21 protein-coding genes are annotated in these 22,684 nt (G+C 45.2%); 18 read left to right on the forward strand and 3 right to left on the reverse strand.

Annotated elements, in window-relative coordinates:
* Positions 1-41 precede the first annotated feature (41 nt).
* From BR02_RS0113265 to BR02_RS0113295, 7 genes are all read left to right on the forward strand, one after another.
* On the forward strand, positions 42-1,040 hold the full coding sequence (locus tag BR02_RS0113265; RefSeq protein ID WP_031517867.1) for a radical SAM protein: 999 nt from the start codon (positions 42-44) through the stop codon (positions 1,038-1,040).
* Positions 1,041-1,156: 116 nt separating this feature from the next.
* Positions 1,157-1,558: a GntR family transcriptional regulator gene (locus BR02_RS0113270; RefSeq protein WP_031517869.1), complete on the forward strand. Its 402-nt coding sequence runs from the start codon at positions 1,157-1,159 to the stop codon at positions 1,556-1,558.
* Positions 1,551-2,444 carry an ABC transporter ATP-binding protein gene (locus BR02_RS0113275; protein WP_031517871.1) on the forward strand — a complete coding sequence of 298 codons (894 nt, stop codon included), beginning with the start codon at positions 1,551-1,553 and terminating at the stop codon, positions 2,442-2,444. The genes BR02_RS0113270 and BR02_RS0113275 overlap by 8 nt, the downstream gene beginning before the upstream one ends.
* A complete protein-coding gene (locus tag BR02_RS0113280; RefSeq protein WP_031517873.1) occupies positions 2,441-3,202 on the forward strand; it encodes an ABC transporter permease in 762 nt (253 codons plus the stop codon). The genes BR02_RS0113275 and BR02_RS0113280 overlap by 4 nt, the downstream gene beginning before the upstream one ends.
* Positions 3,203-3,225: 23 nt before the next feature.
* Entirely contained in the window at positions 3,226-3,528 is a 303-nt protein-coding gene (locus BR02_RS0113285; RefSeq protein WP_031517875.1) for a YbjQ family protein, read from the forward strand.
* 111 nt (positions 3,529-3,639) lie between these two features.
* Positions 3,640-7,395, forward strand: coding sequence for a phosphoribosylformylglycinamidine synthase (locus BR02_RS0113290; RefSeq protein WP_031517877.1), 3,756 nt, complete (start codon positions 3,640-3,642; stop codon positions 7,393-7,395).
* Between the two features lie 207 nt (positions 7,396-7,602).
* Positions 7,603-8,061, forward strand: a complete 459-nt coding sequence (locus tag BR02_RS0113295; RefSeq protein ID WP_031517879.1) for a hypothetical protein — start codon at positions 7,603-7,605, stop codon at positions 8,059-8,061.
* Positions 8,062-8,712: 651 nt separating this feature from the next.
* On the opposite strand, the gene BR02_RS0113310 is transcribed toward BR02_RS0113295, so the two are convergent.
* Positions 8,713-9,354 carry a class I SAM-dependent methyltransferase gene (locus BR02_RS0113310; protein WP_031517881.1) on the reverse strand — a complete coding sequence of 214 codons (642 nt, stop codon included), beginning with the start codon at positions 9,352-9,354 and terminating at the stop codon, positions 8,713-8,715.
* Positions 9,355-9,582: 228 nt separating this feature from the next.
* Here BR02_RS0113310 and BR02_RS0113315 point away from each other — a divergent pair, with 228 nt between their 5' ends.
* From BR02_RS0113315 to BR02_RS0113325, 3 genes are all read left to right on the forward strand, one after another.
* The gene (locus BR02_RS0113315) at positions 9,583-10,149 is read left to right on the forward strand and encodes a DUF2062 domain-containing protein (RefSeq protein ID WP_031517883.1); all 567 of its coding nucleotides are present in this window, start codon (positions 9,583-9,585) and stop codon (positions 10,147-10,149) included.
* 14 nt (positions 10,150-10,163) lie between these two features.
* The gene (locus tag BR02_RS0113320) at positions 10,164-10,739 is read left to right on the forward strand and encodes a YqaA family protein (protein ID WP_051688331.1); all 576 of its coding nucleotides are present in this window, start codon (positions 10,164-10,166) and stop codon (positions 10,737-10,739) included.
* A 76-nt stretch (positions 10,740-10,815) separates the two neighbouring features.
* Positions 10,816-11,487 (forward strand): TerC family protein, encoded by a 672-nt coding sequence (locus BR02_RS0113325; RefSeq protein WP_031517888.1) that lies wholly within the window; start codon positions 10,816-10,818, stop codon positions 11,485-11,487.
* 75 nt (positions 11,488-11,562) lie between these two features.
* Here the strand turns inward: BR02_RS0113325 and BR02_RS0113330 are convergent, their stop codons facing one another.
* Together BR02_RS0113330 and BR02_RS0113335 are read right to left on the reverse strand one after the other, a co-directional pair.
* Positions 11,563-12,648 (reverse strand): NAD(P)/FAD-dependent oxidoreductase, encoded by a 1,086-nt coding sequence (locus tag BR02_RS0113330; RefSeq protein WP_238442483.1) that lies wholly within the window; start codon positions 12,646-12,648, stop codon positions 11,563-11,565.
* A gap of 140 nt (positions 12,649-12,788) precedes the next feature.
* Positions 12,789-13,913, reverse strand: a complete 1,125-nt coding sequence (locus BR02_RS0113335) for a PRK06851 family protein (protein WP_031517892.1) — start codon at positions 13,911-13,913, stop codon at positions 12,789-12,791.
* Positions 13,914-14,111: 198 nt separating this feature from the next.
* Here BR02_RS0113335 and gdhA point away from each other — a divergent pair, with 198 nt between their 5' ends.
* The 8 genes from gdhA to BR02_RS0113375 all read left to right on the forward strand — a co-directional run bounded on the left by gdhA (position 14,112) and on the right by BR02_RS0113375 (position 22,596).
* Complete coding sequence (gene gdhA, locus BR02_RS0113340) at positions 14,112-15,440, forward strand: NADP-specific glutamate dehydrogenase (RefSeq protein ID WP_031517894.1); 1,329 nt, start codon at positions 14,112-14,114, stop codon at positions 15,438-15,440.
* A 205-nt stretch (positions 15,441-15,645) separates the two neighbouring features.
* Entirely contained in the window at positions 15,646-15,891 is a 246-nt protein-coding gene (locus BR02_RS15700; RefSeq protein ID WP_031517897.1) for a hypothetical protein, read from the forward strand.
* Positions 15,892-16,119: 228 nt separating this feature from the next.
* Complete coding sequence (gene glnA / locus BR02_RS0113355; protein ID WP_031517898.1) at positions 16,120-17,451, forward strand: type I glutamate--ammonia ligase; 1,332 nt, start codon at positions 16,120-16,122, stop codon at positions 17,449-17,451.
* A 299-nt stretch (positions 17,452-17,750) separates the two neighbouring features.
* A complete protein-coding gene (locus tag BR02_RS14960; protein ID WP_051688332.1) occupies positions 17,751-18,554 on the forward strand; it encodes an SLC13 family permease in 804 nt (267 codons plus the stop codon).
* 32 nt (positions 18,555-18,586) lie between these two features.
* On the forward strand, positions 18,587-19,201 hold the full coding sequence (locus BR02_RS14965) for a transporter permease (protein ID WP_169738632.1): 615 nt from the start codon (positions 18,587-18,589) through the stop codon (positions 19,199-19,201).
* 165 nt (positions 19,202-19,366) lie between these two features.
* Positions 19,367-21,223, forward strand: a complete 1,857-nt coding sequence (locus BR02_RS0113365) for an aryl-sulfate sulfotransferase (RefSeq protein ID WP_031517900.1) — start codon at positions 19,367-19,369, stop codon at positions 21,221-21,223.
* A gap of 119 nt (positions 21,224-21,342) precedes the next feature.
* Positions 21,343-22,257, forward strand: a complete 915-nt coding sequence (locus BR02_RS0113370; protein WP_031517903.1) for an NAD(P)/FAD-dependent oxidoreductase — start codon at positions 21,343-21,345, stop codon at positions 22,255-22,257.
* A 27-nt stretch (positions 22,258-22,284) separates the two neighbouring features.
* Entirely contained in the window at positions 22,285-22,596 is a 312-nt protein-coding gene (locus BR02_RS0113375; RefSeq protein WP_031517904.1) for a thioredoxin family protein, read from the forward strand.
* Positions 22,597-22,684: the final 88 nt, after the last annotated feature.

Consider the following 22,684-nt stretch of genomic DNA (forward strand, 5'->3'; position numbering starts at 1 on the left):
GACTAGAGGTTTGGCAAAAATGGCCTATGGAGGGATGAACAATGAGTTTGATGAGTAGAATCTTTTCCCTGGTAAGCTGGTCCCTGGACTGGATGCAGGTGGAGGTATCTACCTATTGTGATGCTTCCTGCGTCTACTGTCCCCGCACCGTCTATAGCGATGCCTGGATCAACAGGCAAATGCAACTGGACACCTATAAAAAGCTGCTGCCGGTATTTAAAAAGACCAAGCAGATTTACTTGCAGGGCTGGGGAGAGCCCTTTCTCAACCCGGATTTCTTTGAAATGGTAAGGCTGGCAAAGCAGATGGACTGCTACGTGGGTACCACCACAAACGGCATGTTAATTGACGAACTTAAGGCCCGGAAAATAGTGTCCAGCGGCCTGGATCTTATTACCATTCCCTTGGCATCCACCGATGAAAAGAATGATACTATCCGGGTGGGTACCAATATTGAACAGATACTTAATAACATTCAACTGATTAATAAAGCCAAAGAAAAGGCCGGTTCAGCCTATCCCAAAATCAACATTGCCTATATGCTGTTGGCCTCCCACCTGGAAAGTGCCAAGGATTTGCCAAAGCTGCTCAAGGGTTTGGGAGTAAATGAGGTGGAAATACAAACTTTAGATTTTGTTCCCACCCCCCTCTTGGAAGAAGAGTCACTGCTCTTATGTGAAGGCAGCAGTGTAGCAAAATACCTGGACGCTATGGTTAAGCAGGCAGGGGAAACCGGCATTGGCATTCACTACCGCAAAAGAAATGTCAGTGGGCAGTTTAATTGGTGCACAGAAAACATCCAGCGGGCACTGTACATTTCCTCCTCCGGCGACGTTTCGCCCTGTGTGTTTTCTAACATACCCTTAAAGCATGATAAAGCCCTGGCCTATGCCTACCAACCCTTAACCTTTGGCAATGTGCGAGATGATAAGTTATTGGATATATGGTGCCAAAAGGATTACGCCCGCTTCCGCCGCACCTTTGAGGTGGGACAACTGGTTAGCCAATGTCAAACCTGTGCCATGTTAGATTGTAAATAGAAAATGCTTTAAAAAGACCGACATCAGTCGGTCTTTTTTGCTTGACAAGGGCGCTCCGGGGCGCTTATACTGTGTATATAGAGAATACACAGTATAATGGGTGGGGGATAAATCTAATGTATATACCGATAATAAAAAACAGTCCTAAACCTGCCTATCAGCAAATAATTGATAGCATTAGAAAAAGAATATTAACCGGGGAATTAATGGCCGATGAAGAACTGCCCTCCATTCGCCGGCTGGCCAAAAACACCAAGGTCAGTATCATCACCGTGCGCCGCTCCTACGGCGATCTGGAAAGGGAAGGTTTGATTTACAGTAGGCCGGGTATGGGCTATTATGTGTCAGAGTTTAACCAACAAATGCTGGATGATGCAAAAATAAAATTAATTACACCCCTGCTGCAGGAGGTGGTGAATACCGCCAAGGAGCTGCAGCTAAATGAAAAAAAGGTAAAGGATTTATTAAATAAAATGTTAGAAGAAAAAGTGCAGAAAGGGGGCCGGCCCAATGGATAGTTATGCAATTAAGACCACTGAGCTCAGTAAAAAATATAAGGGGAAAACGGTAGTTTCAGGGCTGGATTTAAGTGTGCCCAAAGAAAGTGTCTTTGCCTTTTTAGGGCCTAACGGTGCCGGTAAAACCACCACCATAAAAATGCTGCTGGGCCTAATAAAACCCTCTGCCGGTAAAGTTTGGCTCTTGGGTCAAGGGGTGGATGACAGCAAGGTGAGACAAAGGGTGGGCTATGTGCCAGATAACCCGGAGTTTTATGGCTACCTGAATGCCCTTGATTTGGTGCGCTTATGTAAATCCCTGTATAGCAGCTGGGATGATGGTTTGGTGGAAAAGATATTTCATTTGATGGATATTCCTAAAAAAACAAAGGCAAAGCACCTATCCCGGGGGCAAAAGGCAGCCATTGCCCTGGCCCTGGCCATGGGTCCCCGGCCGGATTTAATTATTTTAGATGAACCGGCCACCCAATTTGATCCTGTTAAAAGGCAGGCCTACTATTCGCTCTTGTTTGAGGATGTGGTGGCGGCAGGGGGCACCGTATTTTTAGCCACCCACCAATTAAGTGAGGTGGAGCGCTTTGCCGATTACGCAGCTTTTATTAATAGGGGCAAATTACTGACGGTAAAGCCGGTTGCTGAACTGGTGCTTAGCGAAAAACGCATAAGGGTGGTGTTTCAGGGGGAAGCTCCCGATGATATTGAAAGGTGGACCGGGGTAAGGCGAGTTGAACGCCAGGGGAAAAGTTATATGCTGACGGTGACAGAAAATGTTGAAGATATCTACCAAAGACTGCAGCAATTACCCCACTTTGCCTTAGAACTGATCGATATGGATTTGGAGGATATCTTTTTAGAGCATGCCGGCGATAGGAGGGTCGACAGATGATTTATAAGGCGCTGATTAAAAAAGAACTGATGGAAAATCGCTGGAAGTATGCGGTAATATTGATTTGGCTGCTGGCCTTTGGCAGCACCTTATTCTTATCTTTTAAGTGGCTGGGGGACCTACTGCAGTCTTTAACCGGCCTGGAAGCTGAATTGACCAATAAATTAATGGGCGCCATGATGGAGGATTTTGCCCTCTATGCCTGGGCCAACTGGTACGGCAAGACCTTCTACCAAAGCTTAGTGCTTTTTGCCATTATCTTGGGCATGTCTAACATTGCCGGAGAAGTGGGCAGGGGCACTGCGTCATTTGTTTTTACCAAGCCCCTTTCCCGGAGGGAGATATTTTTTACCAAGTACGCCACCGGTGGGCTGGGTTTGGCATTGGTAATAACAGTTTCCACCTTTGCTGCCTGGTTGGCGTCGCAGTTTTATGGGGAAGCCCTCTCCCTTAGCTTTTTAACGGGGATACCCATGGCCTTTGCCGGCAGTTTGGTAATCTACAGCATTGCTGTTTACTGGTCGGTGGTCTTTGATGACCAAATTAAGGCCGGGGTGGCAGCGGCCCTTACCGCCTTTGTCATATCAATACCGGGATGGTTTGGCAGCACAGCCTTTTTGTCGGTATTTGTGCACATGAGGGGCTGGCCCATCTACCTAGGCCAAGATGAATGGCTGATGCCGCTGCTGGCAATGCTCTTGATAAGCGGCGCAATTTATTATCTGGGCCTGCGGGCACTGGAGAAAAAGGAATTATAATTTATCTTGGGGAGTGATTATAAATGTTATTAACCACAACAGAAATTAATACCGAGTATCAAGTATTGGGTTTGGTCAAGGGCAGTACCGTGAAAACAAGGCATTTGGGCAAAGACATTATGGCCTTCATCCGCATGCTCTTTGGCGGCAATGTGAAAGAGTATTCCGATCTGCTGGAGAGTGCCAGGAGAGAGGCGGAAGAAATAATGATTAGGGAGGCCCGGGCCAAGGGGGCCAATGCTGTGATTGGGGTGCGCTACGCAAGCAGTCAAATTGCCCAAGGGGCTTCAGAGGTTATTGTTTATGGTACAGCGGTTAAAATATAGGTGGTTCTTATCCTCTGTTTTTTCTAAAAACACTTGAGATAAGCTATTTGAGAAAATTTACTTTTCCTGTACAATAATGGGGTAAATAAAAATACAGGGGGCAATCAAAAATTGAATAACCAAGTTAGAAGAATTTATGTGGAAAAACGTCAGGGTTTTGACTTTGAAGCCCAAAACTTGTATCAGGATTTAAAGAAGAACCTGGGCATTAAAAACTTAGAAAGGCTGCGGGTGGTAGATCGCTACGACCTGTCGGGGATAAGCGACGAAGAATACAACCGGGCCCGAAGCATAATTTTTTCCGATCCGCCCGTTGATATGGTATATGACGAGCATTTACCCCTAAATAATGGTGCAAGAGTCTTTGCTATGGAATATTTGCCGGGGCAGTACCATCAGCAGGCAGATTTTGCAGCCCAAGGCATACAAATACTAACCCAAAAGGAAGTCCCCACCGTTTTGGCTGCCAAGGTAATTATCCTGGAGGGAAATATATCTGACAGTCAGTTTGCCAAAATAAAGGAATACTGCATCAATCCGGTGGAAAGCCGGGAGGCGTCCCTGGAAAAACCCCGGTCTTTAGATCTGGAGGCAGAAGTGCCGGCGGATGTGGAAGTGTTGGAGGGTTTTATTGCAAAAACACCCCAGCAATTGGAAGGGTTTTTGAAAGATTATGGGCTGGCCATGGGCCTTGAAGACCTGTTGTTTTGCCAGCAGTATTTTCGTGACAGCGAAAAGAGAGACCCCACCATCACTGAAATAAGGCTCATTGACACCTACTGGTCTGACCACTGCCGCCACACCACCTTTTTCACTGAAATAGAGGATGTGGCAATTGAAAAGGCCCGCTACACCGGGCCCATCGAAAAGGCCTATGGGGAATATCTTGCCTCCAGGGATTATGTGTACGGGGAAAGCCCTAAGGACATCTGCCTCATGGATATTGCCTTAATGGGCATGAAAGAATTGAAGAAAAAGGGCTTACTAAATGATTTGGATGAATCCGATGAGATCAATGCCTGCAGTATTGTGGTGGATGTTGATGTTGACGGTAGCAGGGAAGAGTGGCTGGTGATGTTTAAAAACGAAACCCACAATCACCCCACTGAAATAGAGCCCTTTGGCGGTGCCGCCACCTGCCTGGGTGGGGCCATTAGGGACCCGCTTTCGGGCAGGTCCTATGTATACCAGGCAATGCGGGTTACCGGCAGCGGTGATCCCCGGGCCAAGCTTGAGGATACCCTGCCCGGCAAATTGCCCCAGCGCAAGATAACCACCGAGGCGGCGGAGGGTTACAGTTCCTATGGCAATCAAATCGGCGTTCCCGCCGGCCAGGTGGCAGAGGTGTATCATGAGGGCTTCATTGCCAAAAGAATGGAATTGGGGGCGGTAATTGCCGCTGCGCCCAAGGAAAATGTAGTCAGAAAGGCACCTGCAGAAGGTGATGTGGTCATCTTAGTGGGTGGCAGAACGGGACGGGACGGCTGCGGCGGGGCCACCGGTTCATCCAAGGAACACACCGAAGAGTCCCTCACCACCTGTGGTGCCGACGTGCAAAAGGGCAACCCCGCCGTGGAGAGATATTTACAAAGGCTCTTTAGAAAGCCCGAAGTCAGCAAGATGATTAAGAAGTGCAATGACTTTGGTGCCGGCGGTGTATCGGTGGCCATCGGTGAACTGGCCGACAGCGTAGAAATAAATCTTGATGTGATACCGCAAAAGTATGGGGGGCTGGACGGCACTGAACTGGCCATATCAGAATCCCAAGAGCGCATGGCGGTGGTGGTGGCGGCAGCCCATGCCCAAGAATTTATTCAACAATCCCGCCTAGAAAACTTAGAGGCCACCGTGGTGGCAAGGGTAACGGCCAATGGCCGGTTAAGGATGTTTTGGCGCAACAAAGCCATTGTGGATTTGAGCCGGGAATTTTTAAACACCAACGGCATTAAACAAAGGGTAAAATTGACAGTGGCAGCACCCCGGGAAGAAGAGCCGTATTTTGATGTGCTGCCGGAAGGGGTGGCCAAGGAACTGCCCGATTTACACAGGGCCTGGCTGGGCAATTTACAGGACTTAAATGTGTGCAGTCAAAGGGGCCTGGTGGAAAGGTTTGACAGCACCGTTGGGGCAGCCACCGTCTTAATGCCCTTTGGGGGCAGGTATCAGGCTACCCCCACAGAGGGAATGGTGGCTAAACTGCCTGTGCTCTCGGGAGAGACCTCCACTGCCACCGTCATGACATATGGTTACAACCCCCAGCTGGCTTCATGGAGCCCCTTCCACGGGGCCTTGTATGCAGTGGTGGAGGCGGTTACCAAGGTGGTGGCCCTGGGAGGGGACTACCGGAGCGTTCGCCTCACCTTGCAGGAATACTTTGAAAAGCTGGGTAAGGACCCGGTGCGCTGGGGCAAACCCTTCAGTGCCCTGCTGGGGGCCTTTTTGGCCCAAAAGAACCTGGGTATACCGGCCATTGGCGGCAAAGACAGCATGTCCGGCACCTTTGAAGACTTGCATGTGCCGCCCACGCTGGTTGCCTTTGCAGTAAATGTTGTGGACGCCGGTCAGGTGGTATCCCAGGAGTTTAAGAGTACCGACAGCCAGGTGGTGCTGCTTCCGGTGGCCCGGGATGAAAACCTCTTGCCTGACTTTGCGGCCCTGAAGAAAAACTTTACGAAAATAAGCGAGCTGATAAGCACCGGTAAAGTGCTGGCTTCCCATACCGTAAAGGTAGGGGGCTTGGCGGCGGCAATTAGTAAAATGTCCTTTGGCAACGGCATAGGCTTTCGCTTTGCAAATCCTGTTGACGTCAGCCGCTTGTTTACTGCAGATTATGGTTCTGTGCTGCTGGAGATTGATAGGAGCCTTGATTTACCACAAATCTTTGGCGATGTGGAGTATCAAATCCTGGGCTACACCCAAAAAGAGCCGGTCATTTCTGTAAACGGCATTGAAATAAGTATCGAAGAATCCCTAGCCCACTGGGAAAGTCCGCTGGAAAGCATTTTTCCCACAAAGGTGCCGGCGGTGGCAGAGGCAAAGGCAAGGGCCGCCCGGTATGACGGTAAAAATACCAAAAAACCCGCCACTGCTGTGGCCAAGCCCAGGGTGTTTATACCGGTATTCCCCGGCACAAACGGTGAGTTTGACTGTGCACCGCATTTTGAAAAGGCCGGCGCGGTGGTGGATACCATGGTAATTAGAAACCTTAGCCCGGCAGAGGTGGAGTACTCTGTTAATGAAATGGTGAAAAGAATTGGCCAAGCGCAAATTATCATGCTGCCCGGCGACGCCGGCACATTCAGTGTGGCCATGTTTAGAATTCCCCGTGTCAAAGAAGCGGTGATGGACTTGCTAAACAAGAGGGACGGATTGATCTTGGGCATTGGCAGGGGTTTTCAGGCTTTGCTTAAACTGGGACTGGTTCCCTATGGGGAAATTGTTGACTTAACAGAGGAAAGCCCCGCCCTGACCGATAACATAATTGGGCGCCATGTTTCCACCATGGTTCAAACCAAGGTGGTTTCTAACCTGTCTCCTTGGTTTAACAATGTGGAGTTGGGAGATGTGCACACCCTTGCCCTGTCCGGCCGACAGGGACGGTTTGTGGCCAAGGGGCAGCTTATTGAAAAATTAATGAAAAACGGCCAGGTTGCAACCCAATATGTGGACTTTGACGGTTTGCCCAGTAACGACCTTAGGTTCAACCCCACCGGCTCCTATGACGCCATTGAAGGATTAACCAGCCCCGACGGCAGGGTGCTGGGTAAAATGGGCCACTCCGAGAGAATAGGCAGCCGGGTGGCAGTAAACGTGCCCGGAGAAAAGGACCAAAAAATCTTTGAAGCAGGGGTAAATTATTTTAGATAGAGTGTCATTTTGTGTCATAAATTTTGTATATTTTTTAGCAAGGCGATTATAATAAGAATCCATGATAAACGTGAATAACTTTTTGTGTCTTCCCCACCTTTGCGGTGGGGATTTTTTATTTTTGCAATTTTTTTTAGAAAAATGGCCGCTGTCTATTACGATAGCGGCTTTTGTTTTATAATATAAAAACAAAGGGGTTGCATCATTTTGAAAATCATTAACAGGCAAAACATTATCACCAACAAACAAATAACAGCTTTTGTTGAATTAATGGGCAAAGACTACCGCCCGGCTAGAATTGTGATATATGAAAGCCGATCAGATTTGTTTAAGTTTTACAGCCAATGTCATAATTTTTCCTTTGAAGAGTTTTTTGGCAAACTGGAGGGTGCATATGATGAAGCCACAGACACCGCTTATATATGCATTTTTGCCCAGAAGGACGACGGCGATGATCTGCACAGTAAACAGTTGTATTCGTTACATGCCCTGGCCCATGAGCTTAGACACAGGTATCAGGGTATAAAAAACATTTTCACCGAAGACGATGAAAAATCAGAAAGGGATGCTGATAAATTTGCCACCGCATTTATTAACAATAAATCGGCAAGGATTAGTAAAATAATGGGCTGGCAGGAAGAGTGGACCGTTGAAGAAGAAGATTAGCTTAAACCGCCCCGGTTGCACATCAATGCAGCTGCATCACATAAACGGCAAAGACTTTTATAATTAAAAACTGGACATGTACCACTGTTTGGTTGTATACTTTAGATAAAATACAAGCTAAGGCACATTGTGGCGGCGGCCACTGTGCCCCCTTTCAAAGATGCTTTAGCGAAATTTATAGAAAATTATTAATACTAAGCAGGTATTAAGGGCTTTATCCAGAATAATAATTAGAAGGGGGTGAAATCATGGAAGCAGGAGTACTGTGGGTAGCCTATATTCTAACCTTACCTTTTGTTATTTTAGCTGTTAACAAATTAGATACCAACTAGCCGGTTAACTGGGTGAAAAATACGTATTTGTCACCGAATTAAAAATACCTTATAAATGACTAGTCAAAACATATAGGAGCCTTAAAGGCTCCGTTTTTTTGTACCCTTTAATTGCCAAGGCCCAACCCAAAGGTTAGGCCCTGGCAGCAGCAAATAGGGGATGACATTCCACTTCCTTAGGTCCGTTAAGCAGTCTTTTTAATCTTTCCAGTAATTCTTTTAAGAAATTCCTCATGGTTTAACCTCCTTACGGTGCTGCTATTCACATTATTTCCAATTAATAGGAGATTAAAACATGGCCGGGGCAATGGTTATGGGGTTAACAAGAATTTTGCAGAACACAAATATTTTTGCTGTCAAGATAGAGAATACTAAAGTTATAATGCTCTGCTATCCAGTGGAATGTTTTATGGCTGTAAAAACAAATGTGGGTTGGATCCAGCTTGTACCACCAGCTTGTAAAGTCGCTGTTGCCGTGGAAAAGGGTCATTACGGCCAATATCCCCTCCGGTGCCAAATGCTTTTTTAAAAAGTGCAGCACCTGATCGGGACGGCGCAGGTGTTCAAAAACTTCAGTGGCAGTTATTAGATGGTATTCTTTCCCGTCAAACTTCACATTATTATAGAAGTAGGGGTCGTAGTGCTCCATTTCTATACCCCTGTCAGAAAGAAGTTTGCTTAAGACCGGGCCGGGCCCGCAGCCAAAGTCAAGGCCCTTTTTCACACCGCCGGCGTAAGGTGTGACGGCCTTATCAATGAAGCTTTTAAACATACTTACATACCCTTTGTTGTCTAAGCTGTTGTCATGGAACAAGTACCTTTCTTTTTCTTCATCCTGACTTAATATGTAATTTTGGTCAATAAATATCAAATCACAACTGGGGCATTGATAATAAGCTGGCCGGCCCTCGGCTATTGGCAGGGCAGTGGCCTTACACAACCAGCACTTGTCGGCGGGCATATACAGTCCTCCCTTCTAAGGTGTTATTTTACATTACCCCTTGATTGTTGGCAAAAATTTCGTTTTCCTATTGTGGCAAATGAGCCAAAAAGGGTGTTTTCTTACTTGTTATTCATGTTATACTGTAGCTTGGGGGTTTTTTTGTAGATGTTTGCACAAATATCACCGGAAAGGCTTAGATTTAACAGATTTCATAAAACATATGCATTTAGTAAAGGGTGGTTATAGGTGGACTTCAAGAAGACAATAGAGGCATTTAAAAAAATTTTAAACCTTAAAGACTGCCCTTATAAATTAGCTAAGAGTTTATCCTTGGGTTTTGGGCTGGCCCTGTTACCCCTGCCCGGTATGAATATATTTTTAAGTGCTGTGCTGGCAAAGCTATTAAGGCTAAATATATTGGCCGCTACCCTGCCCGGCATACTGCTCATATCGGTATCGCCGTTTCTTTATGTACTAAATTATAAAACCGGTGCCATGCTAATAAAAAGCCCAGAGCCCCCGCCCGAGCAAATGGATATTCCATATGATTTATCTTTTTTCAGTAAAATAGTAGATTTTTTTACCCATTTGGGTACGGCATATCTATTGGGCAGCTTTATTAATGCCTGCTTGGTGGCCCTGCTGGCCTATATTGGATTCTTAGCATTTTATAAGAGCGCACAAAAAAGAACAAGCAGCAAGGACATCAGTGAAAACCAATCCGGTGAGCATCCGGCTGATGAAGATTTAATGATGGGTTTCTGTAACACAAAAATGGCAAAGAATAAGCCTAGCAAAAAAACTTCCGGTTAAAATAAATAAAGTAGGTGGTCTCCTTACTGGGGCAATTTGTAGATATTATTAATCAATTTGGTATCGTAGGTTTATTTATAATATCTTTCCTCGATTCATTTATTTTGCCTGCTCCCCCGGAGCTTGTCTTTATTCCTCTGGGGTTAGCTAATCCACACCTGGCCCTATGGTATGCACTGATCATAGTGCTGGCCTCGGTCTTGGGTGGTGCCGTCGGCTACCTGATCGGCCTTTTTGGTGGCCGTCCCTTGGTATATCGAATGTTTAAGACTGAAAAGGTGGCCAGGTTGGAAAGACTAATGTTAAGGCATGGTTCCCTGGCCATTTTTATAATTTCCTTTTCGCCCATACCTTACAAACTGATTACCATAACAGCCGGGGTTTTGCAAACCCCTTTGAGCAAGCTGATACTGTGGTCTGTAATAGGCAGAAGTGCCAGATTTGTGCTGGAAGGGTTAATAATTTATTACATGGGAAGGGCCGCCCAAGAATTTTTAACCGGCCCGCAGTTCGTGTATTTCACCATTGCCGTCGGACTACTGGTGTTGCTTGTCTACCTGATATATAGTGTAAAGAAAAAAACTTTTTAGTAAGAAATAAGTTTTACAGCCATAAATGTACTAACACTATGGTGTATTCACTGTACAAAAGTTGGAGTGATTGATGTTGGAATTGTTCTCGGTAGAATTTTTTACGGCCTTATTTTCAATTATTGTGATAGACCTGGTCTTGGCCGGGGATAATGCCATTGTTATAGGCATGGCTGCCCGTAACTTACCCAGGGAAAATCAGCGACAGGTGATTATTTTAGGTACCGCCGGAGCAATAGTAATTCGTGTGGCTGCTACGCTCTTGGTGGTGCAGTTGTTAAAAATACCCTATTTGCTGCTTGCGGGTGGCTTACTTCTTATTTGGATAGCCTATAAGCTATTAACAGACGAAAAAAAGGTCGATGTGGCACCTGCTTCATCAAAAATACAAGCCGTCAGAAATATAATTATAGCCGATGCAGTAATGGGATTAGATAACGTGCTGGCGGTGGCCGGTGCCGCCCAGGGGTCATTTTTGTTGGTGGTACTGGGACTGTTAATAAGTGTGCCCATAATTGTTTGGGGCAGTACTTTGGTTATCAGGCTTATTGAAAGATTCCCCGTAATTATTTACTTTGGGGCAGGGGTGCTGGCCTTTACCGCCGGAAAAATGATTTTTGGCGATCCTCTGATAAGCCCCTTGGCAGAGTCTTACCCCTGGTTAAAGTGGTCTTTGACAGCGGTTATTATAGCCGGTGTCTTGTTGGCCGGAAAAAGAAAAAAACAAACGGTGGCAGAACCCCATTAACAATGTGCCCGGACTGTCAATTGTGAAAAAAAAGCGGCTTCTATAATTAGCTGCTTTTACCTTTTTACCACTGCTCTACTGCCTTGATATTCTTTCCCCCGTCATTTTATCAAGGGCCTTTAACAGCCAATTTCCATACTTCAAAACATCAATTCTACTGTTATAAATCACCTGTTTTATGCCCGGCGTGGTGACAAGCCGGGTTGCCAAAGTCATAGATCTGTTACCTGCAATATTGAGATACTCCCTCAGCAGTATTGAACGACTAATATCGATATTTAGGGGTTCCAAAAGTTTTTCATAGTTTTTACCCTCAGCTATGGCTTGGGCGGCATACACGCCTGATCTGACGGCAGCCAAAAGACCAAAACCAAATAAGGGCTCCAGGTAGCCTCCGGCGTTACCTGCCAGTATAATATTATTCACCTGATGGGGATACACAAAGCCGGAGGTGTGTTCCAGGTTAAAGTTCTCTATAATTTTACATCTGTCTTTAAGTCCTGAGTTTTCCCAAAAGAGGTGCCAATAATCGTCCGATTCTTCGGGGCCAATGTTTCGCACAATCAATACCACCGATGCCATGTCTTGACTAAAGGGTGTTAAATAGGCATAACCGGTATCATTATACTTTTTATTAAACCAAAAGTGTAGGGTATTAACGTCAAACTGTCCCAAAATGACGGCGCCGCGAAGCACAGAATGAAACAAATTATCCCAAACCCCTAGGCTTTTTGCCACTTGATAGTTTCCCGTACATACCACCACATGATCATATTGCTTACTTACTTCTTCATAATCGGCGGTTACATTATACTGTACCTTTGTCTTAACCAATTGGGATAATTGGGTTTCAACGGCATTCTCTTTATGCCCCCTCAACAGAAAATAACCGAGGTCGCCGGAAACATCCCTTTGTAGACCGGGCATGTTCATTTGCACCGTTTTCAACTTATTTAAGGGCTTTAGCCTGATGCCAAACTCCGTCTTTAGGTACTCTATTGGATCCCGTTTGGGACGGATGAAGAGCTTCATGGCCGCCCCCACATGGGAAAACAATTCCCCTGAACTGCTTCTCTGCTCAAAGATGTCCGGCTCAATCCCATGACGCTCTAACTCATGGGCACAGGCCAAGCCGGAAATTCCTGCACCTATAATTGCCACCTTCAATTTCCAAGCCCTCCGGTATACTTTAGTGCTCTTCTGTCTCCCAGTAAACTACGGTTATTAGTATCTCAATAAACACCTGCCCTTATCCAATTTAAGGATAAGAAGGCACCCCTTTAAGGTGCCTTCCTTAACTGTTAGATAAATTCTTCTGCATATTTTAATATCCGCCGTAGAATTTCATCCCGTTTAGCGTTAATGGCCCCAAAGTCCATGGTTGGGATATAGTGCTTTTCCATTAGGTCATGCTCGGCTTTGGCAGCGGCAATGTAGCTCAATGCCCGGCAGATGGCAGCATGTAGCCTTTCATTGCAGCACCTTATTTCCTTATCGTAAACAGTCAGTAGATCCTGATCGATAAATTGGTTCAGGTCATGGGTTTTCACCTGCTTCATTTCCGGAAGGTCCTGGGGTTTAAAGCTAATGCCGGGGATTTCTTTTAGAATGGCAAGCTTGATGGATGGAACCACCACCAGGTCAACCTTTTCCGGTTCCAAGGCACAGTGGTAAACTTCGCTGTCCAGTCCATGGATATTAACGGCATGGGCTAAGGTGCCAACCATGTGAGAAGCAATGGCGCCGGCTTCACCGGTGATTAGATGCAGGGTTTCCACATCCTGTAGAATGCTGTCCAGGTGGTGCACCTTGCCCTTGGGAGTAAAGGCGGTGGCAAAAAGATGCCTTTCTTCAGGTATCTTTTTAAACTGAAGGTCGGCTTTACTGAAAATGGATTTAGCAATTTCGTGAATTGTCCCGTTCACCATGGCCCAGTTGCTTGCCTCGTCGTAGTAGCTGTCCAGCTCATCTTTGATCACCTTGGCCTCTGCCAACTGGCAGTAGGCAATTTTAAACAAGCGGCTGACCCGGGCCTTGGCGGCCATAATTTTGTCTTTATTTTTGCGCAGTAAGTCTTCATTCCAATAGTCGCCCAGGTAAAGTATTTCATCCACTGCACCGGGATTTTTCGGTTCTGTTACATGCGGGGCTGTGCCGTCCACCATGGCCACTTGGATGGCGGGAATGACAATACCGTCTATGGAGTCGCTGTCAGAAGAACAGTGGTGAAATTCAACATCATATCCCCGGTTTAGCATTTCTTCTCCAATCCATCTCATTATTGTGGACTTACCAACCCCGGGCCCTCCCTTTATAATTATCATCCGTGTGGCAGAGGGTTTTATGACATAGTCATAATAAGAATAAAAGCCAAGGGATGTGTTGCCGCCGGGAAAGAACCTCTTAACTTTTCCCCTTCCAGCCATATATATCCTCCTTTGTTTAATGTGTGTTTTACCCTGCCTAAATTCATACAGTGTTAATTTATACAGAATGAAAAAGTAAGTTATGACAACTTACTGCATGAAAAATGTGGTACTTATATATATTATTATTGTTTTTTCTAATTTCTAAAGCTAGAATAGTATTAGTGTATTTATTTAATAGTTACTGGAGGTAAAAGAATGAGTTATGTGTCGGAAGTTTTAGAAGAGGTCAAAACAAGGAACCCAAACGAACCTGAATTTCATCAGGCGGTAGAAAAGGTGCTGGAAACATTAGAGCCGGTTTTAGAAAAAAACCCTGAATACCGTGAATTGGGTATTATAGAAAGAATTGTAGAGCCCGAAAGGCAGATAATTTTTAGGGTACCCTGGGTGGATGATAATGGAAAAGTCCGCGTAAACAGAGGTTTTAGGGTACAGTTTAACTCTGCCCTTGGACCCTATAAGGGCGGCATTAGATTCCATCCCTCAGTAAATTTGAGCATTATTAAGTTTTTAGGATTCGAGCAGGTATTTAAAAACTCCCTATGCGGAATGCCCCTGGGCGGGGGTAAGGGCGGCGCTGATTTTGATCCCAAGGGCAAATCCGATATGGAAATAATGCGTTTCTGCCAAAGTTTTATGACTGAGCTTGCAAAACATATTGGGGCAGACACCGACGTGCCCGCAGGTGACATTGGCGTAGGGGCCAGGGAAGTGGGCTATATGTTTGGTCAATACAAGCGCCTGCAGAATGTTTTTGAGGGTGTGCTCACCGGCAAGGGTTTAACCTATGGCGGTTCGCTGGTGCGGAAAGAAGCCACCGGCTATGGCTTGGTTTACTTTGTTAACGAAATGTTAAAGGGCAAGGGAGAAAGCATTCAAGGCAAGGAAGTAATTATTTCCGGTTCGGGCAATGTGGCAATTTACGCTGCGGAAAAGGTTACCCAATTGGGCGGTAAAGTTGTTGCCATGTCTGATTCCAGTGCCTACATTTACAACAGGGACGGTTTAGACATACCCTTGATTAAACAATTAAAGGAAGTGGAAAGAAAACGGATTAGCGAGTATTCTCAGCCGGGCACTAAAGTAGGAAATGTAAGTTCCGATATTTGGTCAGAGAAATGCGACATCGCCCTGCCCTGTGCCACTCAAAATGAGCTGGATGAAAAGGCAGCTGAGCTCTTGGTTGCCAACGGTGTAATGGCGGTAAGCGAAGGGGCAAACATGCCCTCCACCCCTGGGGCCGTTCGTGTTTTCCAAGAGAATAAGGTGCTCTTTGGGCCGGCTAAAGCCTCCAATGCCGGCGGTGTGGCCACATCTGCCCTAGAAATGACCCAAAACAGCATGAGATACTCATGGACCTTCGAAGAGGTTGATGCAAAACTGCAGCAAATTATGCAGAATATTTATAATAACGCTTCTAAGGCAGCCAAGGATTATGGCGCCGAAGGAAACCTGGTTGCCGGTGCAAACATAGCCGGATTTATAAAAGTTGCCGAAGCAATGAAAGCACAGGGTGTAATCTAGCACCTGTGTTAATAGGTCTGTTAATAGAAATCCCTGTCTGGGTAAAGGTAATACCCGGCAGGGATTTTTTCAATGTCGGGCCTATGTATTTGGCTGTTTATGCAATTAATATATGTAGTGACAAATTTGCAAGGGGGGCTAGTCATTGCACTGGCATGGTTTGCGATAAAACTGCCGATGTAAACCTAAAAAATTTTACAAGAACTTGAACAGTGCACCCGCAATCACCCTGGCAGAATACTGGATTTACATCGAAGAAAACCCCGCAAGGGACAAGAGGGAACCTTGGCTTCAAATGTTACCGGTGGCGGAAAATAACAGCCACAGGCTATATAAGGGGGCCATGGCCATGGCTACTGACCTTACCGCCCGCCAAATGTGTCAGCAATTGAGGGATGAAAAAATGCGCAGTATCACCACACTCCGGCAGTATTTGCATAAAGAAAAATAGCTTATTTTACCCATGGCAAAAGGGCTGACAATCTAAAGGGCCTGTGCTATAATATACAGGGCTTTTAACATACATAATACTGCCATGGGATGGCAGTGCCTAGACAAAGGGGCCTTGCGGCAATGCGATTTTTGCTTTGCATTACCGTTGAGGCTTTTTTATTTATACTGTCTATAATTTAGGCAACCATATAAAATGCTTGAAATAATTAAGAGAGGTGTATGCGCGGTGCCAAAATATACGGCAGATGATGTAAGGGCTTTATGTAAAGAACACAATGTAAAGTTTATTCGTTTGCAGTTTACAGATATTTTTGGGGTATTAAAAAATGTGGCCATAACTGTAGAACAGCTGGATAAAGCATTAAATAACGAGCTAATGTTTGACGGTTCGTCCATTGAAGGTTTCGTGCGCATTGAAGAATCGGATATGTACCTGCGGCCGGACCCCAATACCTTTTTGATATTTCCCTGGCAGCCCCGGGACGGAGCCACAGCACGGTTAATCTGTGACATTTACAACTACGACGGCACTCCCTTTATTGGTGATCCCCGTTACGTATTGCGCCGGGCTATAAAAGAGGCCAAAGATATGGGATACACCATGAACGTGGGCCCGGAGGCAGAGTTTTTCCTCTTTCATGTGGATGCTGACGGCAGGCCAACCACCGTTACCCACGACCGGGCCGGTTATTTCGATATGACCCCGGTTGATTTGGGTGAAGATGCCCGCCGGGATATGGTGTTGGTGTTGGATGAAATGGGCTACGAAGTAGAGGCTTCCCACCACGAAGTGGCCCCCGGCCAGCATGAAATAGACTTTAAATTTTCCGATGCCCTGGATGTGGCGGATAAAATAGTTACCTTTAAATTTGTTGTGCGCACCATTGCCCAGCGTCACGGTCTGCACGCCACCTTCATGCCCAAACCAATTTTTGGGGAAGCGGGCTCAGGGATGCACATGAATATGTCCTTAATGCGCGGCAATGAAAATGCTTTCTATGATCCGTCCACAGCAAATCAATTAAGTGATACCGCCCTGTATTTTGTGGGTGGCATCATGGAGCATGTTAAGGCCATCACTGCCATTACCAACCCGCAAATTAACTCCTATAAACGTTTGACAACCGGCTATGAGGCGCCTGTTTATATTGCTTGGTCTGCGCGCAACCGCAGCCCCCTAATTAGGGTTCCGGCCAAAAGAGGAATGTCTACCCGCATTGAGCTGCGCAGTCCCGATCCGTCTTGTAACCCATACCTGGCATTGGCAGTATGTTTAAGCGCCGGTTTAGACGGTATAAGGAATAAAAAAATGCCGCCGGCCCCCTGTGACTTTAATATTTACGAAATGACAGAGGAAGAGCGGGCAAAATTGGGCATTGGCCGCTTGCCCCAAGATATGCGTGATGCTTTGATCGAGCTTAACAAGAACGAAGTGATAAAGAGGGCCTTAGGCCCCCATGTACTGGACAGATTTGTGGAAGCAAAACAGATAGAGTGGGAACGTTATTGCATGCAGGTGCACCCATGGGAATTGGAAGAGTACCTAACTAAGTATTAGCATTTATATGGACAAGCTTTGGGCGTTGTTGCAAAGAGCTTCTTAGCTATCTTGCGACACGCCTTTTTCCTTTTTTATTTACAAAAAAAACCGGCGATAAAAAATAAAAAAAAGCACTTGGTTGTAGTAAAGACTACACGCCTTGAATTATTGAGCATTGTATAATCACCGTAGCTTAAGCTGAAAACTGCAGTTTTTTTAAAAGGATGTTGTGAAAAGCAAAACAATAGCTTTCTGCAATCTTGATGACAAAGAGCGCGGCGCAAAGGACAATAATATTATTATTGGAGGAAAAATAAATGACCAAACAAGTGAGTAAGAAAGGTTTTTCAGAATTAGCGAAAGTAGCCATTTATTTAGTTATTGTTGCAATTGGTTGGTTTATGCCGCCTATGGGTGCCATCACAGACATTGGCATGAAACTTATTTTTGTCTTTATTGCTGCAGTTTATGCTTGGAGTGTAAGCTCCGAAACATGGCCAAGCCTATTAACCTTTGTGTTAATACCGGCCACCGGAGTTATACCCTTTAAAGATTTCATCACTGCCGGTTGGGGTACCGAAACTGCTTTGTTTATTGTATTAATGTTCATTTTGGTTAAATTTTTGGAAGAACAAGGGGTCAGTCAGTTTATTGCTGCTTGGATGTTGAAAAGAAAATTTTTGCAGGGCCACCCATGGCGCATGTTTTTCATGATTCTTTTGGTTGCTTACTTAATTTGTAGCTTGATTAACATATTTGTCGGTATATTCCTGGTATGGGGAGTTGTGTACAGCATATCTAAAAGCCTTGGGTTTAAACCCTATGATAAGTTCCCGACGGTAGTTATTTTCGGTGTAGCGGTAATGGGGGCACTTAGTTTAACGGCTATGCCATGGGGAACTAACTCCATCGTACTCTTGGCCTTCTTTGGCAACCTCGTTGGCGCTCCCATAGATTTGGCCAAGTATATTACATTCACTGTGCCATATGGCCTTGTGGTTATTGCCGCATATTTACTGTTGAGCAAGTTTGTTTACCGCCTTGATGTCAGTGGTTTAAAAAACATGGACGACAGCTTTATAAACGATGCAGACTTAGAATTAACTCCCACTAAAAAATAGCGCTGGCGGCCTTGTTGGCATTTGTCACCGCATTGCTGCTGCCAAATTTCTTGCCGGAAAGTTTGGCCATTACCCAAGCCCTTAAAAGTACGGGCTATGTTGGAATTACCCTGGTATTATTTATTGTCCTGTCTCTAATTAGGATAGATGGTAAATTTGTTTTTAACTTTGCCCAACTTGCCGGTAGGGGAATATCCTGGAACATGATACTGATGATTGTGGTAATTATCCCTATTGGGGTTTGTTTAACCAGTGAGGCAGCAGGTATTACTGCATTTATCTCACAGACAATGCTGCCGATTTTTGACGGCATGTCACTGGGTCTTTTCTTGGCGGCCATTGTTGTACTGACCGTTGTTTTGACTAACGTATTGGCAAATATGCCTGTGGCTATGATATTAATGCCGGTGGGTATATCGGTGGCACAGACCTATGGCATGCATGCAGAACAAGTTTCTTACTTAATTATTGCCGCATGTGCCATTGCCTTTTTGACACCGGCTGCATCTCCCGCGGGGCTGTTGCTGTTCTCCAATAAGGAGTGGATGAGACCGGCTGATATCTATAAATACGGTGTACCCACAATTATCACCCTATCGGTTCTTGTTCTAGCGGTGAACTATTACTGGCTGGGACTGTTTTATTAGAAAAAATACTGCATAATAATGTGAAATTTTTAGCGCTATGGTAATCCAGACTACAAGCCTGCTAACTGGTAATTAGTTATAATTTATATAAATTAACAAAAACATAAGAATAGACCATGTGAATAAGCAGACAATAACAATAAAAATTAAGGAGGAAAAAAACATATGACGGTAAAGTTTAAGAAGTTTGACCACATTATTGATGAACAATACCAAGCCGAACAAGCCTTTTTGGCTGAATATCAAAAAGGGGAGTATACATTCGACAACCCTTATGTTAAGCTAAATCCATATCTAATTGCACCCTTAACTGCCTTGGTAATGTTTAAAACGGCAGAACCCCTTGCGGTAACCATTACTGTAAAGGGCAAAGAAAAAGCCGGCGATATTAGTTTTGAATTTCCGGAAGCCACTGAGCACACCATTCCTGTTTATGGTCTTTACGCCGACTACGATAACCGGGTGGAATTAGCCCTATCCAACGGAGAGAAAACTGTTCTTAGCATTAAAACAGAGCCGGCGCCGGATAAAGTTAAACCGGTAACCAAAATCGACACCACCCCTGAATATTTTGAAGATAACATTATGTTTGTTACCCCCACATCTAACGTACTGGTAACAGGCTATGATTATAAAGGAGACGTTCGCTGGTATACTACCATGGGCCTTTGCTGGGACCTCAAGAGATCTAAAAACGGCCGTCTGCTCATTGGAACCCAACGTTTGGTTACCCCACCCTATCACGTGACCGGGGTTTATGAGATGGGCATGATTGGCAAAATCTATAAAGAATATCGCCTGCCTGACGGTTACCACCACGACTGTATTGAAATGGAAGACGGCAACCTGATAATGTTAACCCAAGAACTGGCCAGGGGTACCGTTGAGGATATGTGCGTATTGGTTGACCGCGAAACCGGGAAAATTTTAAAGAGATGGGACTACCAAAAGGTACTGCCCCAGGATGTGGGCGGCTCCGGCAGCCAGGATGCCCATGACTGGTTCCACAACAATGCCGTTTGGTACGACAAAAAGACTCATACCTTAACCTTGTCCGGACGCCACCAGGACGCCATTATCAACATTGACTACGATACCGGTGAATTGAATTGGGTTATCGGCGACCCAGAGGGCTGGCCCCAGGACTTTGTTGACAAGTACTTCTTTAAGCCGGTGGGCGACGGAGATTTTGACTGGCAGTATGAGCAGCACGCTTGTATTGTATTACCCGACGGTGACATCATGGCCTTCGACAACGGTCACTACCGGGCAAAAGTGAAAGAAAAATATATTCCGGCCAAGGACAACTTCTCCCGCGGTGTAAGATATAGAATTGATACTGAAAAGATGGAAATTGAGCAGGTATGGCAGTATGGTAAAGAAAGAGGAGCGGAATTTTTCTCTTGCTATATCTGTAACGTAGAATACTACGACGAGGGTCACTATATGATTCACTCCGGTGGTATCGGTAAGAAGGACGGAGAATACTGTGATGAACCGCCGGTACTGGGTGATGAAAGTGAAGTGGAACTAAATTCCATCACTGTAGAGGTTAAAGACGACGTGGTGATGTACGAGATGCATCTGCCGGGCAACTATTACCGTGCCGAAAAAGTAAAGCTGTACAGTGATAAGGATGTATTGACCTGGGGTAAGGGCCAACTGCTTGGCAGCTTGGGAGTTACCGAGGAGTTCACCACCATTCCTCCAACTCAACCTGGCGGTGCCGTTCCGGAAAAATACAATGTCAGAATTGGACAGGAAGTAGACAGACTTATCTTCAAGGCAGCCTTTGAGAAGGGACAATTGGTAATGCTGCAATTGGAAGGTGACACAACCCATAGTTACTTTATTCCAACCACCAAGCGTCCATTCTTGGCAATGTGCGTAGGTACCTTCCAAGAAGCTGACGACCGTGCAGTGGAGTTTCCTATCAGCACAGAGGGCTTGTCAGGTGAATTTAAGATATCCTTGATTGTTGATGATTATAAGTATGACACAGGGGTAACTGTTCAGCTATAAGCTTGCAAGAAAAAGCACTAAGCATAAATCTTAGTGCTTTTTCAAATAAATATATTATTGGCATGAAGAGTCATTTTCAAGTCTGAATGAATGCTCTATCCAAATAAGGAGGGATAAGGATGGCATATGATGTGGCAATTATTGGTGCGGGTCCGGCCGGTATGACCGCTGCAATTTATGCAGCCAGAGCAAACTTAAAGGTGCTGCTTTTAGACAAGTTAGCACCGGGCGGGCAAATTGTTAACACCTTTGAAATTCAAAACTATACCGGCATGGGGACTATCAATGGTGCTGAATTGGCCATCAAGATGTTTGAGCACACCCAAGAGCTGGGGGTGAACTTTGACTACGGTACAGTAACAAAGATACAAACAGAAGGCAACTTGAAAAAGCTCATCTGTGAAGAAGGGCAAACCTTTGAGGCAAAGGCTGTAATTATTGCCACCGGTACAAAACCCAGAATGCTGGGAGTGCCTAAGGAATTAGACTTTGCCGGCACCAGTATTAGCTGGTGTGCCATATGCGATGGCCCTCACTATCGGGATAAAAAGGTTATTGTCATTGGCGGCGGAAACTCCGCTGTTGAAGAAGCAATTTACTTGGCAAGCCTGGCAGAGGAAGTAACCCTTGTTACTTTATTTGACTTGACCGCAGATCCCTCGTCCTGTGATAAGCTGAGAGCTTTGCCAAACGTTAAAATCTACGAGTACCACGATATTATTGAATTCCTAGGCGAAGAAAAGTTTGAGGGTTTGCGGGCAAAATCCACCAAAACCGGGGAAGAGCTTATTGTTAAGGCGGACGGTGCTTTTGAGTACATTGGTTTGCAGCCCACTGCTGAGGCTTTTAAGGATCTGGGTATTTTAAACGAGTATGGCTACATAGAAACTGATGAGTTTATGGCCACCAAGGTACCCGGTATTTATGGGGCCGGTGATATTACCAGTAAGCACCTGAGGCAAGTTATCACCGCCTGCAGTGACGGTGCCATAGCTGCACAAGCTGTGGCAAAATATGTAGAAAAATTAAAATAGTTTATTTAAAACAAGGAGTGAGAAATAATGGCGGTTACCATTAGAGAAGTAACCGGTGCAGAATTGGACCGGGTGATCAGTGAAGGTAAGGTTTTAGTTAAGTTTTATTCAAAAACCTGTGGCCCCTGTAAAATGTTAAGATTTGTATTACAAGATGTGGCCAAGGACGTTGATGGGGTAGAAATTGTAACCTTGGATTTTGATGTCAATAAAGAGGCTGTAGAGAAGTATGAAGTATCAGGTTATCCGACAATGATACTTTTCAATAACGGTGAAGAAGTGGAGCGAGTAAAGGGACTGCAGCAAAAACCGAAGATTATTGAAATGATAAACCGGTAGATTGAAAGGGCGAATTACCCCCAGCGGAAGGTAATTCGCCCTTTTAATTTGCTTTAAACTAACTAAATAATCTCTGAAATTTGCTCTA

It is taken from the genome of Desulfofalx alkaliphila DSM 12257 (genome assembly GCF_000711975.1).
In the GTDB taxonomy this organism is placed as follows: Bacteria; Bacillota; Desulfotomaculia; order Desulfotomaculales; family Desulfohalotomaculaceae; genus Desulfofalx; species Desulfofalx alkaliphila.

Excerpts from the sequence above, each read along its gene's own strand:
- BR02_RS0113280 (WP_031517873.1), top strand. The coding sequence starts at position 2,441 with ATGATTTATAAGGCGCTGATTAAAAAAGAACTGATGGAAAATCGCTGG.
- BR02_RS14960 (WP_051688332.1), top strand. The coding sequence starts at position 17,751 with ATGACCAAACAAGTGAGTAAGAAAGGTTTTTCAGAATTAGCGAAAGTA.
- BR02_RS0113285 (WP_031517875.1), top strand. The coding sequence starts at position 3,226 with ATGTTATTAACCACAACAGAAATTAATACCGAGTATCAAGTATTGGGT.
- BR02_RS0113275 (WP_031517871.1), top strand. The coding sequence starts at position 1,551 with ATGGATAGTTATGCAATTAAGACCACTGAGCTCAGTAAAAAATATAAG.
- BR02_RS0113265 (WP_031517867.1), top strand. The coding sequence starts at position 42 with ATGAGTTTGATGAGTAGAATCTTTTCCCTGGTAAGCTGGTCCCTGGAC.
- BR02_RS0113375 (WP_031517904.1), top strand. The coding sequence starts at position 22,285 with ATGGCGGTTACCATTAGAGAAGTAACCGGTGCAGAATTGGACCGGGTG.
- BR02_RS0113365 (WP_031517900.1), top strand. The coding sequence starts at position 19,367 with ATGACGGTAAAGTTTAAGAAGTTTGACCACATTATTGATGAACAATAC.
- BR02_RS0113310 (WP_031517881.1), bottom strand. The coding sequence starts at position 9,354 with ATGCCCGCCGACAAGTGCTGGTTGTGTAAGGCCACTGCCCTGCCAATA.
- BR02_RS0113335 (WP_031517892.1), bottom strand. The coding sequence starts at position 13,913 with ATGGCTGGAAGGGGAAAAGTTAAGAGGTTCTTTCCCGGCGGCAACACA.
- BR02_RS0113370 (WP_031517903.1), top strand. The coding sequence starts at position 21,343 with ATGGCATATGATGTGGCAATTATTGGTGCGGGTCCGGCCGGTATGACC.
- BR02_RS0113270 (WP_031517869.1), top strand. The coding sequence starts at position 1,157 with ATGTATATACCGATAATAAAAAACAGTCCTAAACCTGCCTATCAGCAA.
- gdhA (WP_031517894.1), top strand. The coding sequence starts at position 14,112 with ATGAGTTATGTGTCGGAAGTTTTAGAAGAGGTCAAAACAAGGAACCCA.